The sequence below is a fragment of the Okeania sp. SIO3I5 genome, from assembly GCF_010672085.1.
Classification (GTDB): domain Bacteria; phylum Cyanobacteriota; class Cyanobacteriia; order Cyanobacteriales; family Microcoleaceae; genus Trichodesmium.
The window spans coordinates 1-13,163 of sequence record NZ_JAAHHT010000256.1 but is presented as its reverse complement, the minus strand read 5'-3'; the positions used below and the strand labels follow the sequence as shown (position 1 = coordinate 13,163).

The 13,163-nt window shown below is 37.2% G+C and carries 16 protein-coding genes; 4 read left to right on the top strand and 12 right to left on the bottom strand.

Annotated elements, in window-relative coordinates:
• Window positions 1-445, bottom strand: a 445-nt coding sequence (locus F6K40_RS33850; RefSeq protein WP_293142621.1) for an FAD/NAD(P)-binding protein, incomplete at its 3' end; no start/stop codon positions are given.
• Window positions 446-803: 358 nt separating this feature from the next.
• Window positions 804-896, bottom strand: coding sequence for a helix-turn-helix domain-containing protein (locus F6K40_RS41170; protein WP_365673730.1), 93 nt, complete (start codon window positions 894-896; stop codon window positions 804-806).
• 593 nt (window positions 897-1,489) lie between these two features.
• Between F6K40_RS41170 and F6K40_RS33845 the strand changes: the two genes are divergently transcribed.
• Window positions 1,490-1,639 carry a hypothetical protein gene (locus tag F6K40_RS33845; RefSeq protein ID WP_293142618.1) on the top strand — a complete coding sequence of 50 codons (150 nt, stop codon included), beginning with the start codon at window positions 1,490-1,492 and terminating at the stop codon, window positions 1,637-1,639.
• A 243-nt stretch (window positions 1,640-1,882) separates the two neighbouring features.
• Here F6K40_RS33845 and F6K40_RS33840 read toward each other — a convergent pair whose 3' ends face one another.
• The 5 genes from F6K40_RS33840 to F6K40_RS33820 all read right to left on the bottom strand — a co-directional run bounded on the left by F6K40_RS33840 (window position 1,883) and on the right by F6K40_RS33820 (window position 7,987).
• The gene (locus F6K40_RS33840) at window positions 1,883-2,824 is read right to left on the bottom strand and encodes a 2-hydroxyacid dehydrogenase (protein ID WP_293142615.1); all 942 of its coding nucleotides are present in this window, start codon (window positions 2,822-2,824) and stop codon (window positions 1,883-1,885) included.
• 1,458 nt (window positions 2,825-4,282) lie between these two features.
• Window positions 4,283-5,677, bottom strand: coding sequence for a histidine--tRNA ligase (gene hisS, locus F6K40_RS33835; protein ID WP_293142612.1), 1,395 nt, complete (start codon window positions 5,675-5,677; stop codon window positions 4,283-4,285).
• A gap of 200 nt (window positions 5,678-5,877) precedes the next feature.
• Window positions 5,878-6,009 (bottom strand): hypothetical protein, encoded by a 132-nt coding sequence (locus F6K40_RS33830; RefSeq protein WP_293142609.1) that lies wholly within the window; start codon window positions 6,007-6,009, stop codon window positions 5,878-5,880.
• Window positions 5,990-6,895 (bottom strand): J domain-containing protein, encoded by a 906-nt coding sequence (locus tag F6K40_RS33825; protein ID WP_293142606.1) that lies wholly within the window; start codon window positions 6,893-6,895, stop codon window positions 5,990-5,992. Before F6K40_RS33825 ends, F6K40_RS33830 begins: the two co-directional genes overlap by 20 nt.
• 264 nt (window positions 6,896-7,159) lie before the next feature.
• The gene (locus tag F6K40_RS33820; RefSeq protein ID WP_293142603.1) at window positions 7,160-7,987 is read right to left on the bottom strand and encodes an inositol monophosphatase family protein; all 828 of its coding nucleotides are present in this window, start codon (window positions 7,985-7,987) and stop codon (window positions 7,160-7,162) included.
• Between the two features lie 14 nt (window positions 7,988-8,001).
• Here F6K40_RS33820 and F6K40_RS33815 point away from each other — a divergent pair, with 14 nt between their 5' ends.
• On the top strand, window positions 8,002-8,232 hold the full coding sequence (locus F6K40_RS33815; RefSeq protein ID WP_293142600.1) for a hypothetical protein: 231 nt from the start codon (window positions 8,002-8,004) through the stop codon (window positions 8,230-8,232).
• On the opposite strand, the gene F6K40_RS33810 is transcribed toward F6K40_RS33815, so the two are convergent.
• The 5 genes from F6K40_RS33810 to F6K40_RS33790 form a co-directional block, all read right to left on the bottom strand.
• The gene (locus tag F6K40_RS33810; protein WP_293142597.1) at window positions 8,155-8,679 is read right to left on the bottom strand and encodes a thermonuclease family protein; all 525 of its coding nucleotides are present in this window, start codon (window positions 8,677-8,679) and stop codon (window positions 8,155-8,157) included. The genes F6K40_RS33815 and F6K40_RS33810 overlap by 78 nt on opposite strands.
• Window positions 8,669-9,037 (bottom strand): 2Fe-2S iron-sulfur cluster-binding protein, encoded by a 369-nt coding sequence (locus F6K40_RS33805; RefSeq protein WP_293142594.1) that lies wholly within the window; start codon window positions 9,035-9,037, stop codon window positions 8,669-8,671. The genes F6K40_RS33810 and F6K40_RS33805 overlap by 11 nt, the downstream gene beginning before the upstream one ends.
• 259 nt (window positions 9,038-9,296) lie before the next feature.
• A complete protein-coding gene (locus F6K40_RS33800) occupies window positions 9,297-9,581 on the bottom strand; it encodes a hypothetical protein (protein ID WP_293142591.1) in 285 nt (94 codons plus the stop codon).
• Window positions 9,582-10,068: 487 nt separating this feature from the next.
• The gene (ccmP, locus tag F6K40_RS33795; protein WP_293142588.1) at window positions 10,069-10,707 is read right to left on the bottom strand and encodes a beta-carboxysome protein CcmP; all 639 of its coding nucleotides are present in this window, start codon (window positions 10,705-10,707) and stop codon (window positions 10,069-10,071) included.
• 74 nt (window positions 10,708-10,781) lie between these two features.
• Window positions 10,782-10,925: a hypothetical protein gene (locus F6K40_RS33790; RefSeq protein ID WP_293142585.1), complete on the bottom strand. Its 144-nt coding sequence runs from the start codon at window positions 10,923-10,925 to the stop codon at window positions 10,782-10,784.
• Between the two features lie 325 nt (window positions 10,926-11,250).
• On the opposite strand from F6K40_RS33790, the gene F6K40_RS33785 reads away from it, so the two are divergent.
• Complete coding sequence (locus F6K40_RS33785; protein WP_293142582.1) at window positions 11,251-11,580, top strand: hypothetical protein; 330 nt, start codon at window positions 11,251-11,253, stop codon at window positions 11,578-11,580.
• Between the two features lie 588 nt (window positions 11,581-12,168).
• Window positions 12,169-13,163 (top strand): precorrin-6y C5,15-methyltransferase (decarboxylating) subunit CbiE (cbiE, locus tag F6K40_RS33780; RefSeq protein ID WP_293142579.1); only part of this gene is annotated, 995 nt, incomplete at its 3' end.

Sequence of the window (13,163 nt, the reverse complement as noted above, 5' to 3'; positions counted from 1 at the left end):
GACGAGCTATGGTTGAGTTGCCATCATCTAGTTCGACTCGAAACTGAGGGTTCCCTCGGTAGGTTATGGGAGCAATGTTTGTCACTGATGCTTTGTATACTTTGTCTTCTAACTGCCAGCGACTAACTACATCTTGGGAAAATTCTTGAAATAGTTTTGTTCCAGGTAGGTCGTAGGGGGGGAATAGTTCGTTTGGGCGATTTTCCGCAAACCGACGCAGGGAAAAGGGGTCTGGGTCTGGGTGGTGAACTGCGGGTGAGCGCAAGTGGGGTATTTCTTGGGCTGCAAACTGCTGTCGCCACTGACTCATCCAAGTGCCACTGGGGTCAAATACTGTTATTTTATGGCGATACTTTTCCCGTTTTTGCAACAGATGAGTTACCAAAGTTAGGGCGTGGGGTCCCGCACCTACGATGGCAATGTTAGTTTGTATTGGTAAGGACATGGAATTAAAGAACAATAATTATGAGAATGATTATTATTCTCATTTTGATTATATATTATAGCTGTAACCGCTCGCAAACAATATTTTGAGCTTCACATTAACTACAAATAAGCTGTAAGCTTCTTGATGTCTAGATTACAAGCCTTGAAGTATATTGTCTCAACTGTACAGACAAATGTTCTAGAACAAAAGTATTGGCCATCAGCAGACAGTTGATTACCATACAGCGCTTTTCAGTTGAGTAGACCACTAAATTCATTGTTAGGAGTTAGGAGTCAGGAGTCAGGAGTCAGGAGTTAGGGGTTAGGAGTCAGGAGTTAGGAGTCAGGAGTTAGGAGTCAGGAGTTAGGAGTCAGTATCATTGTGGTTTATTCATATGAAAACCGCTGTAAGCTAAACTTTGATTCCAAACAAAACGACAACATCCAAATAATTGATTTAATTTAGTTATTTGGATATGATATCATGTTCGGTAGCATTGGTATTGTATAGCAAAGGTAGGGAACAGGGAACAGGGAACAGGGAACAGGGACGAATATTTAAGAGAGGGAACAGGGAACAGGGACGAATATTTAAGAGAGGGAACAGGTAACAGGGAGGAATATTTAAGAGAGGGAAAAAAACTTAAATTTCCGGTAAAATTCACCTTTGGGTTTACACAAACGATACAAGCGGACATGATATGATTAGGATATATCCGATATTTATATCTAGCTTTCAATGTTTTCGACCTATTATATCATGTCCGTTGGTATCGTTTGTGTAAAAGTTGGGGAAATATCTACCGTCATATAAAGTTTTTCCTTCCGTTGTCAGGGCAATTTCCGTTTGTCATGCTCCTAATTACGCGGAAAGCGACAGCATTCGGAACGAAATCGCCCCTACTTCTTCCTTACCTTCTCTATACAATACTGATGCTACCGGATATGATCTTACTACTCGTAGTTTTATTATAGCTTATGTTGGCATTCCCATACGACGCTCCCTTCCAGGAGAGCGCGGGTCTTCAACCAAGATTAGATAAAACGGTAGTGCGTCAAGGAAGTGTGGGAAGTGTGGGAAGTGTCGGGAGTGTCGGGAGTGTCGGAAGTGTCGGAAGTGTCGGAAGTGTCGGAAGTGTCGGAAGTGTCCGAAGTGTCCGAAGTGTCCGAAGTGTCCGAAGTGTCCGAAGTGTGGGGAGACGCTCGAAAGTAGGAGGAATAATTGTACCTGTATCTTTTTGGGAAGTGTCTGCCACCCGTCCTAAATTTTTAGTCTTAAAGGCTAAAAAATTTGCACTTTTTTCGCTCCCCAAGTGCCCTCAACCTTGATAGATCAGTGCTTTTAGATTGTCTTGGCCAGGCATACTAGGGCGTTTCCCACACTTTATTGATGCACAACCGATAAAACAGATAATTAGAAATAAGCACATAGATTATACCAGATTATGGACAACAGTTAATAGCCCCAATGGCGGTCAATTTCATATTTCAACGGCCTTCCCATTTGACTGCAATTAATTGTATCAAGAATGACACCAGCTATTTCATCAGGCCGACCCGGAGCAGCAATATGAGGAGTGACAATAATGCGCGGATCGAACCAAAAAGGATGGTCTATAGGCAACGGTTCAGTATCAAAAACGTCTAAACAAACACCAGCAATTTGACCCGAATCTAACGCACTTAATAAATCTGCTTCCACCAAATGCTTACCGCGACCAACATTAATTAAATAAGCTCCTGGAGGCAAAGCTGAAAAACTTTCATGGCACAGAATACCTTCAGTTTGTGGCGTCAGTGGCAACAAGCACACGATCGCCTGACATTTCTTCAAAAAAAGCTGAAACTGTTCATCCCCGTGAAAGCACTCCACTCCAGCAACTGCTTTGGGAGTTCGACTCCAACCACGAACGGGAAACCCTATCAATGCTAGCTTTTTGGCGACCATCAAACCAAGGTGTCCCAAGCCCAAAATGCCCACAGTAAATGAACTAGCATCTTGTACAGCTAGCTCTTCCCAACGTCGCGATCGCTGTAATTCTTGATATTCGAGCAACCGCCTTTGAAAAAGCAAAACAGCCATAGTGACATACTCTGCCATTTGCCATGTTTGGCTTTCAGAAACCAGACGTACAATAGGGATATTATCTGGTAAGTCGGGATCTGCTAAAATCCTATCTACACCCGCTGCTAGAGACATAATTAACTTCAAGTTGGGAAATTTTGGTATTGTACCCAATGGTTGCCATGATACTAACACAATTTCAATCTCTTCAGGTTTCCCATATTCAGGCCAGATTCGCAAATCTAGATTGGGTTGCTCTTTCTTTAATTGAGCAATTAATATGGAAAACCAGGTATCCGTTGACTCTATTTCTGCGAGTATTAGCACTGCCATTGTTCAAGCTCCTGTAGTCAATAAACAATCATGTTCTAAGTTGGAACAATTTTCCCACCATCCCAGTTCTTCTACATAGATTTGATAGCGTAATTTGAAAATTTATTCTCTTTCTTCAGGACTCTGAGCTAATGTTATTTATAACATAGTATTTATAATGTCAAACCAACAAAATTTTCAAAATAGTAGAGGTGATTTTTTATGTAATAACTCCTCAAAAAAATTACCTCTATAAAGGATTTATAGATTGTTAACTCTTAACTAAATTACTAGCTTTTGCTGTATCTAGTCTGACAATTTATATTTTTTCACAACATCCAGAGGTAAGCGAGCAGCACCTTGAATGTATCCCAGACATAGGAACATTTATCTTAGCTTATGTTGTAATATTTTATCGTAGGGGTTTGGTCTCCAAATCCTATTTTTATTTGGCTTGGGAAACCCAACCCCTACAATTTTTTTTTTCACAAATCATTGACAATTACTACATAATTATTAATTATTAACTATGACTCAATTTTGGTTTCAACACATCTGCTAAACCTGTATTTATAGACAATAAGCGATTAAAAAGTTTTGATTTTTAGTCTGGCTTTAGGAATATTTATCTTAGCTTATGTTGTAATATTTTATCGTAGGGGTTTGGTCTCCAAATCCTATTTTTATTTGGCTTGGGAAACCCAACCCCTACAATTTTTTTTTCACAAATCATTGACAATTACTACATAATTATTAATTATTAACTATGACTCAATTTTGGTTTCAACACATCTGCTAAACCTGTATTTATAGACAATAAGCGATTAAAAAGTTTTGATTTTTAGTCTGGCTTTAGGAATATTTATCTTAGCTTATGTTGTAATATTTTATCGTAGGGGTTTGGTCTCCAAATCCTATTTTTATTTGGGTTGGGAAACCAAACCCCTACAATTTTTTTTTCACAAATCATTGACAATTACTACATAATTATTAATTATTAACTATGACTCAATTTTGGTTTCAACACATCTGCTAAACCTGTATTTATAGACAATAAGCGATTAAAAAGTTTTGATTTTTAGTCTGGCTTTAGGAATATTTATCTTAGCTTATGTTGTAATATTTTATCGTAGGGGTTTGGTCTCCAAATCCTATTTTTATTTGGCTTGGGAAACCAAACCCCTACAATTTTTTTTTTCACAAATCATTGACAATTACTACATAATTATTAATTATTAACTATGACTCAATTTTGGTTTCAACACATCTGCTAAACCTGTATTTATAGACAATAAGCGATTAAAAAGTTTTGATTTTTAGTCTGGCTTTAGGAATATTTATCTTAGCTTATGTTGTAATATTTTATCGTAGGGGTTTGGTCTCCAAATCCTATTTTTATTTGGGTTTCCCAACCCAAATCCTACAATTTTTTTTTCACAAATCATTGACAATTACTACATAATTATTAATTATTAATTATTAATTATTAGTCAATCTTTGTTTTAATACATCTGCTAAATCTGCTATTGACACCTTCATTTGTTCACCAGTTCTTAAATCTTTTAAACTACACATATTAGCTGCTGCTTCCTCGGAACCAATAATAATACAAAAAGGAATTTTCTGTTTATCAGCTTGTTGTAATTGTTTACCCACTCCACGACTATCAAAACTCGTTATGACATTCATCCCACTACGACGTAATTGTTGGGAAACATCTAAATAAGTTGCCATTAAATCCTCCTCCATATTCACAACCATAACTGTTGCTGGAGTAGGAGCAAAAGATTCCAAAATACCAGCCTTTAATAAACGACTAATTAATCTAGTTAAACCAATAGAAATACCAACTCCAGGCATTTTCTCCCCAATAAACATTCCGACTAATTCTTCATATCTACCCCCAGAACAAATACTTCCTAAAGCTTCATGTCCGATTAAAGTAGTTTCATAAACTGTGCCAGTATAATAATCTAATCCTCTAGCTATTGATAGATCGATACAGAAACGTTCATCTGAAACTCCCAAATTTCGGACGCCAGAAATTACTGTTTCTAATTCATAAATTCCCTGACTTAAAACCTCAGAATTATCTAAAGTTTCTGTCATGCTTTTCAACTTATTCAAAACATCATCAACAGCACCTTTAATATTCGTAAAATCCCAAACTTTTTCTACCTGAGCTTCAGATAAGCCAATTTCTGTCAAAGCCTTTTTAACTTTTACTTCTCCGACTTTTTCCGCAGTATCAACAATCCGAATACAAGAAACAATATTCTCCGCTGCGACTCCCACAGATGCAAAAAAACCAGTTAAAACTTTGCGGTTATTAATCCTGATCAGAAAATCTCCAATTTTAATTGATTCAAATATTTCAGCAATAATCGCTGGAATTTGTGCATCATACAATAGACTTAATTTACCTCTACCGACAACATCAATATCGCATTGTCTAAACTGTCGAAAACGACCATCTTTTGCCCGTTCGCCTCGAAAAACCACATCCATTTGATAACGAGCAAAAGGAAAATTTAAGTCATTCAAATGCCGAGCAATATAAGCAGCTAAAGGCACAGTCTGGTCAAACTTTAATGCCCTTTCTTCTGAACCACTATCTCCTGATTGGTCTTTTTCAGCTTGACGATTTGGAGGTAGAATTGGAGATAAACCATAAACAATATTATCCCCTTGATTTCCTTTAGCTTGTAGCACCTCTAAACGTTCTACTGCTGGAGTTTCAATAGGTGTAAATCCATAGCGTTCAAACACCTGACGAATTGTATCCATTAAATAACTTTCCAATCGTTTTTCACTAGGAAGAAATTCTGGAAAACCACTCGGACAACTATAATTAATTTTATCTGCTTTTGCCATTTTGATTATTTACCGAAAAAATAAGGTTTAAAACCTCTCCTTTTAAGGAGAAAAAAATTCCTTTTCACCAATCCTCTTATTTTAAGAAGAGGTAATAATTAATAATTAATAATTAATTCTTGAACTCAGATGTCTTTTTCTTCAGAATAGGAGGTAGGTTTTTAATTGTAGATTATTGCACCATATACTGGCAGTAAAATTTAGCTAGGTAATTTTTTAGCGGGTAAGGGAGTAATGCAGCTTGCATATTTTCCATATCTTAATACTCTCCACCCTCCCACACTTCCCACACTTCCCACACTCCCCACACTCTTACTTCTTATTTCCCCCAAAAAAACCTCCAAATAAACCACCGCCTTTATCATTTTTCCCTGTTCCTTTCCCAGTCTTCTTACTAGGTGCTGCTTTTTCTAATAATTTTTTCACCTCTAATGCTTTTGGTTCTTGAGAATTTAATGATAGAGCTTTTTTAACTTGAATTTTTGCCATTGTGCCTTGATTTTGCTGTAAATAACACAATCCTAATAAAGCATGACAACGACTATGATCTGGATCTGTTTTTAAAGCACCTTTTAACTCCAAAATTGCCTTGGCATAACTTTTATTAGATATCAAAGTTTCCGCCCGACTGCAAGCTTGTTCTACCAAAGGATTTTCCTTGGGTTTTACCCTTGAGTCTTGATCGACGGGAGGTTGAACTGGTGGTGGCGGTGGTGGCGGTGGCACTACAGTACCACCACCTTGAGGTTGTTTCCGCAGTAGATAAGCTAAATTTAGCTCACTAATTTCTCCTGTGATTTCTAAAGTTTTATCTAAAGATTCATACTGCCGATCGCTCAACTCTTGGAGAGCAGCTTTATATATTTCTTGATAATTTCCCCCTTTAGCAACTTGTTTAGCAGTCTCAGTAGTAAACTGAATTTGACTACGCTGTTGAGTAACAGTATTGCTTAGTTTCTTAAGGATGACAAAAAGTTCAGCGCGATCGCTTTCCTTAGAAAACTTATTATAAGCTGGACTCACCAATTTAGATAACAACTGATTAGCAAGTTCCTGATCCGTCTTATTTTCAAAAGGACAGGTATCAGGATGTAAGCGACGTGCCACCCGCATATATCGTTTCCGAATTTCCGGAAATTTTGCATCTAGAGAAATCCCTAAAATTGCATGATGGTCTGTAAAATCAAATTTGAACAATCCTTGTGTAAATGTAAACATAATATAGATAATTAATAATTAATAATTGATAATTAATAATTGATAATTGATAGTTAATCCCCAAAGGTTTAAAGCCTCTCTTTACCAATGAATAATTGATAATTGATAATTAATCCCCAAAAATTTAAAGCCTCTCTTTACCAATGAATAATTGATAATTAATCTCCAAAGGTTTAAAGCCTCTCTTTACCAATGGATAATTGATAATAAATTAATTATCCACTAATAAATAATTATCCATTATTCATTATCCATTATTCATTATCAATTAATGGTAGTATCCCAATAAGCTAGAGGTGGAATTTCAATCAAAGCTTTACTCATCAAATCGTGAATTTTGCCATTAGTAGCTAAAATTTTCCCCGACTTCAGATCAAAAGGACTACTATTATAAGCCGTAACTTTTCCTCCTGCTTCCTCCAAAACAACTATACCTGCAGCAACATCCCAAGGAGACAAACCCCTTTCCCAATAACCATCTGCACGACCACAAGCAATAGAACACAAATCCAAAGAAGCAGATCCAGAACGTCTTACTCCTTGAGTCAAATGACAAATTTGACAAAATTCCTTATAGTTATTATCCGTTGTTTCCCGACGATCATAAGCAAAACCCGTGATCATTAAACTTTTTTGTAAAATAGTAGTCTGAGAAACAGAAATTTGCTTGCGGTTGCGAGTTGCCCCCAACCCTTTAGCAGCACGAAACAATTCATCCAAGATTGGATTAAATACTACTCCCACCTGTGGTACTCCATCAATTAGTAATCCAACTGAGCAAGCTGAAAAAGGATATTGGTGAGCAAAATTAGTAGTACCATCCAAAGGGTCTATTGCCCACAGATATCTACTTGTTATATTTCCCAATTCTCCTGCTTCTTCAGTCAAAATGCCATGATCTGGCAAATGTCGTTGTAAAACTTTAACGATCGCCTCTTCTGCTGCTTTGTCTGCTTCAGTGACCAAATTTCCTGGACTACCTTTTTCTTGAATATCTTGGAGATTACCCCAGTAAGACATCAACTCGGCACCACCAGCAAGAGCAGTTTCAGTCGCAATATCCAAGAAAACTTCCAATTCTTCTATACTCATAAAAAATAACTAACTTGATTGACGGCATTATTATAGAGAGTGTGGGGAGCGTGGGAGGTGTGGGAAGTGTGGGAGGTGTAGGAGGTGTGGGAAGTGTGGGAGGTGTGGGAGAAAAGTCCGCTTTTCTTCATGCAACTTGCGTATCCCCATCCTCCCCATACTCTGCTTTATTCCCTATTCCCTATTTGACGACGAAATTGTGCAGGAGTTTGACGCATTGGTTGGTCTGGGTTCCAAATACCTAGGCCCATAAGTCTAGCTCTTTCTTGAGCATTAATCAAACGTTCCATATATTTAGTATTAGGAAAATCTGGCTCTGCTAGAGCGAAACCTTCTTTTACCATATATTCATTGATTAGTTTTCCTCCAAACCAAACATAAGCTAGTAAGCGATTAAATCTATCTTTCTCCTGGACATCAAACTCTAATAATACTTCTTGCCCCAGGGTTAATTTTTCTAATTCAATTCTTGCTTCTTCTCCCCAAGGTTTTTGTCTAATATCTGGTGCTTGAATGCCAATCAAGCGAATAGGTTCTAGTACAGGTACAGCAGCAGAACGGTCAGCTATTTCTATAGTTTGTCCACTAACAACCCTTTCTACTCTAGTCATTTTGCCTGAAGGTCGGTTTAGATTTTGACAACTAACCAACAATATACAGGCCATAAGTAGATAAATTATTTTAGTCTTCATCCAATGGCAGTCCAATTTTTACCTTTCCTTTGCCAAAGTAGCGGCCAAACTGGAGTTCATAAACTTCATCTTCATCCTGTGTTTCTACGAATAGGTCAGAACGCGCATAACTGACACATAGAAGGGCATAACCTTGTTTTTGTAGCTCTAGGGATAGTCCCATTGCTTCAGGTTGATACACAAGGCCCGATAAAACTCTAACTGCGCAAGTAGTACAAGCACCATTACGGCAGGCAAATGGCAATTTTACTCCCTGGTTCTCAATGCTTTGGAGAATGTAGCGGTCTTCAGGAACTTGGACTGTATAATTAGTATTATTTTGGCGATCGTGTATGTGAATCTGGTGATCAGAGGTCATTTCAGTTATTAGTTATTAGTTATCACTTATCAGTTATCAATACCTCCGGCTTTAGCTAGAGGAATTTTTTTACTACTCTTAGGTTAAATTAGTTTTTTAACCAACACAACTTAGATTTTAATAAAGGAAATAATCTCCTCAAAGTCAAGGCCATAGTCCATTCTCGGACTAAATTGGTAAATTTTCCATTTGAACTTTTTTCTTGGCCTTTTGACTCACTATTTGGCTTGACCTTGTATTATTGAAACTTGGCCTGCACTTATAGGCTAACTTTAGAGATTAATCTTTTCTTGGCCACAGTTGTGCGACTCCAATTATATAGTTCCGTTTTGGCAATACTCGAACCTGAGCTACTAAAACCCTCTATCTGACCACTTGACCTTTCCCCTTGGCCAAAACCCAATCGGCGTTTAAATGCTGCTGCTGATTCAAACTGACTCAATGGATAACATCCAATCAACAGCATTACCCGCGCCATTAATCCAAACCTGAATAAATCAAATACTTGGTTAAATTTCTTGTACTCTGGGCGATCGCCAACCAAAAGCTGACAATCTGCCTCTTAACAGTGCCCGCTGAATATAATTGTCACAGAACCTGAATAAATCAAATACTTGGTTAAATTTCTTGTACTCTGGGCGATCGCCAACCAAAAGCTGACAATCTGCCTCTTAACAGTGCCCGCTGAATATAATTGTCACAGATAGAGTAAGTTTTCATTTTGAATTTGTTAGAGAATTAATCTAGAAGTTTATTGAAACTCATAAACATCTCCAAGCATCAAAAATCCAATCAATTCTTATTGATAAATTATCAATTACTCCCCCCTATTCCCTGTTCCCTGTTCCCTATTTTCTATAGAGTAAGTTTTCATTTTGAATTTGTTAGAGAATTAATCTAGAAGTTTCTTGAAACTAATAGACATCTCCGATAATCAAAAATCCAATCAATTCTTATTGATAAATTATCAATTACTCTCCCCTGTTCCCTCTTCCCTGTTCCCTGTTCCCTATTTTCTGGAGATGTCTAATTTATTCTTGGCGTTGGTTAAAATGTTCTCGACCCGAAACATTTTTCATGGCCTCTAAAGCTGCTCGAGAACCTGCCAAAATATCCCGTTCTTCTCCTCCCAAATAAAGCCGTCCAAAACTACCCACCGCATTAATTTGTAAGATATTAATTAAAGCAGCTTTTTCTGCTTCATTGGCCGCTAAAGCAGCATAAGCAGCAGGTTGGACTTCTAAAACATAGAGAGTTTGGCCACCTAAAATCATTTGGCCTCGACGATTACGATTAATCAACTGTGCTTGGTGGGGGTCAAGATTACGGATCACCTGACTAGAGACAATACGAGGTTTCAGGCGATCGCTCTCCTGGACTTCCAAAGCTTGCAAAATTGCTTTACCAGCAGCTTTTGTATCTCCCTGACGACTGGAATGAATTTCCAGCAGACCATAAAGTCGCTCCACAAACTGTACCCCAGGCCGAACAGAATTAGATTTGAGGGCCACATCCGTAATACGATTAATTTCAATACCTGGAGAAATTTCTACCCATAGGGAAGTATCCCCTGGTAATGGTAAAAAGCCAAGAGCTACTGTACCAATGTAGGCGGCGTGCTGAGGTTGCAAGTTGTCTATAAATACATAACTGCGCAGTTCTATACCCAAGGCTTAAATCTCCACATACTGGGGTCAAATTACATCCATCATCGTCGTCATTAATTATATGTCAAGGATTTCTCTTAAGTCAAAAGTTCAAGTTCACAGAAATTATCTAATAGGTTCAATGCTAAAGACTCCTGCAACTTTTTGGCCTTGAGCAACTGATAAGTGCGATCGCATAACTCAATCACTCCAACTGATGAAGATAATTTTTTGATGGCCAATCAAAGTTGTGGATAATTGTAGCGATCACACTTATAGTTCAACAATTAATAATTAATTATTACCTCTTCTTGAAACTGATAGGATTGACTAATCATGAAAATTTTTTCTTGTTTCTCCTTACTTATGAGAACCTTGAAACCTTAATTATTCGGTAAAATTTAGCTTGATATATTTATAGTTAAGTATATTAATCGTCTTGATTGTTTTTAACACTAAAGCATTAAAACAGGCAGTTAAAATTATTGCTAAGTTTTCTGGCAGCACAAGTAAAACTATACTCGCTATTTAGCGTCGCAAATCTTTGACAATCATATTCAGGAGACATTGTTAAGGGGCAGATTGTTAGCTTTGGTTAGCGATCGCCGAGAGTATAAGAAATTTCACCAAGTTTTTGACTTATCTGGTTTTGGGTTAATGGTCAGAGCTATGTTGCTAATTCGATGTTATCCTTTGTCTCGATTTGAGTCAGAAGGAGCTTTTAAGCGTCGGTTAGGTTTGGGCCTTGAGGAAAGGTCAAGTGGTCAGATAGAGGGTTTTAAAAGTTCGGGTTATTCTATTGCCAAATCAGAACTTTATAATTGGAGTCGCACAACTAACTGTGGGCAAAAAAAGATTGATCTCTCAAGTTGCTCTAGAAGTGCAGGCCAAGTTTGAGGAACATAAGGCCAAGTTGAATAGTCAGTCTAAAGGCCAAGAAAAAGAACAAACAGAAAAATTTACCAATTTAGTCCACAACCGAACAGTGGCCTTTGCTTTGAGGAGATTATTTCCGTTGTTAAAAAAAAGTTGTGTTGATTAATTTTGTAATTTAATTTAGTAAAGTAATGAAATGTGCTATGGTTGACTGTTGATATCTGTGGAGGTTATGCTGCCAACAGTAACCATTTTTTGAATTCAAAATTCAAAGTTCAAAAATTTTGGTTCTAACTTAATTTCAACAAGTTTAATTAAGGATTCAAGCGTGGTTCGTACAAATACGAAAAAATCAAAAATATTTTCCTGATTTCAAGTCTATAACTTTTCTGCGGAATGCGGAGCAAACAAGCAGAGGTTATAATGAGTGAATTAATAATGCAAGAATTTTGAATTGATTTGACCGTAAAAACAGGAAATAAACATTGAAATGTCTAAACCCGTGACATTTTATATCAGTTTTATAAAGCAGATAAAAAGTGTTGTAAATTCTATTCTAGTTTTAGAGAAAAACTAGATTGAGAGACGCAGGAACAAAACATAATTATTGTGACTATAAATGTTATTGGCATAGGTTTAGATGGAGTAAGTGGACTAAATCAATTAGTACGGGAAATTGTCAAAAGAGCGACTTTGTTGGTAGGAAGCGATCGCCATCTCCGTTATTTTCCTAATCATCACGCTGAAACTATTGTATTGGGAGATGTACTGGAGGCAATTGTAGAAATACAGCAGCATTTAGATTCTCCTAATAGTTGTATAGTGGTTTTAGCTTCAGGAGATCCCCTATTTTTTGGTTTAGGGAGATTATTGGTAGCACATTTTCCGGTAGAAAAATTAAGGTTTTACCCCCATCTGAGTTCGGTGCAATTAGCTTTTAGTCGCATCAAAATTCCTTGGCAAGATGCCAAAATAATTAGCGTTCATGGTCGTCCTATGGATGAGTTGATTCAAGCGTTACAGCAAGGAGTTGAGAAGGTTGCTGTACTGACAGATTCGACAAATACACCACAGGCGATCGCTAACTTACTACTAGCTTTAAATTTACCAACTACATATCAATTTTGGGTATGTGAAAATATTGGTAGTGAGGATGAACGAGTGCAACAATGGTCTATAGAAGAAGTAGAAAAAGAAATATTTGCACCGTTGAATTTAGTGGTTTTATTGCGTAAAACGATAATTCGTCATCAACCTATAGATTTAGCTAACTTGCCTCTTTTGGGAATACCAGATAATTATTTTTTAAGTTATGATGATCGCCCGGGGTTGATGACAAAACGGGAAGTGCGAGTGTTAATTTTAGCTGAGTTGAGCTTGCAACCAGAACAAATAATATGGGATATTGGTGCGGGGACAGGTTCTGTTTCGGTTGAAATTGCTCGCCTTTGCAATGATTCTATAGTATATGCAATTGAAAAAACTTCAGCAGGAACAGGTTTAATTGAAGAAAATTGCCGTCGTTTTCAGGTAAAAAATGTAGTTTCTATTCATGGTGATGCTCCTGAAATTTTACATCACCTGCGTCCTCCCCATAGAATTTT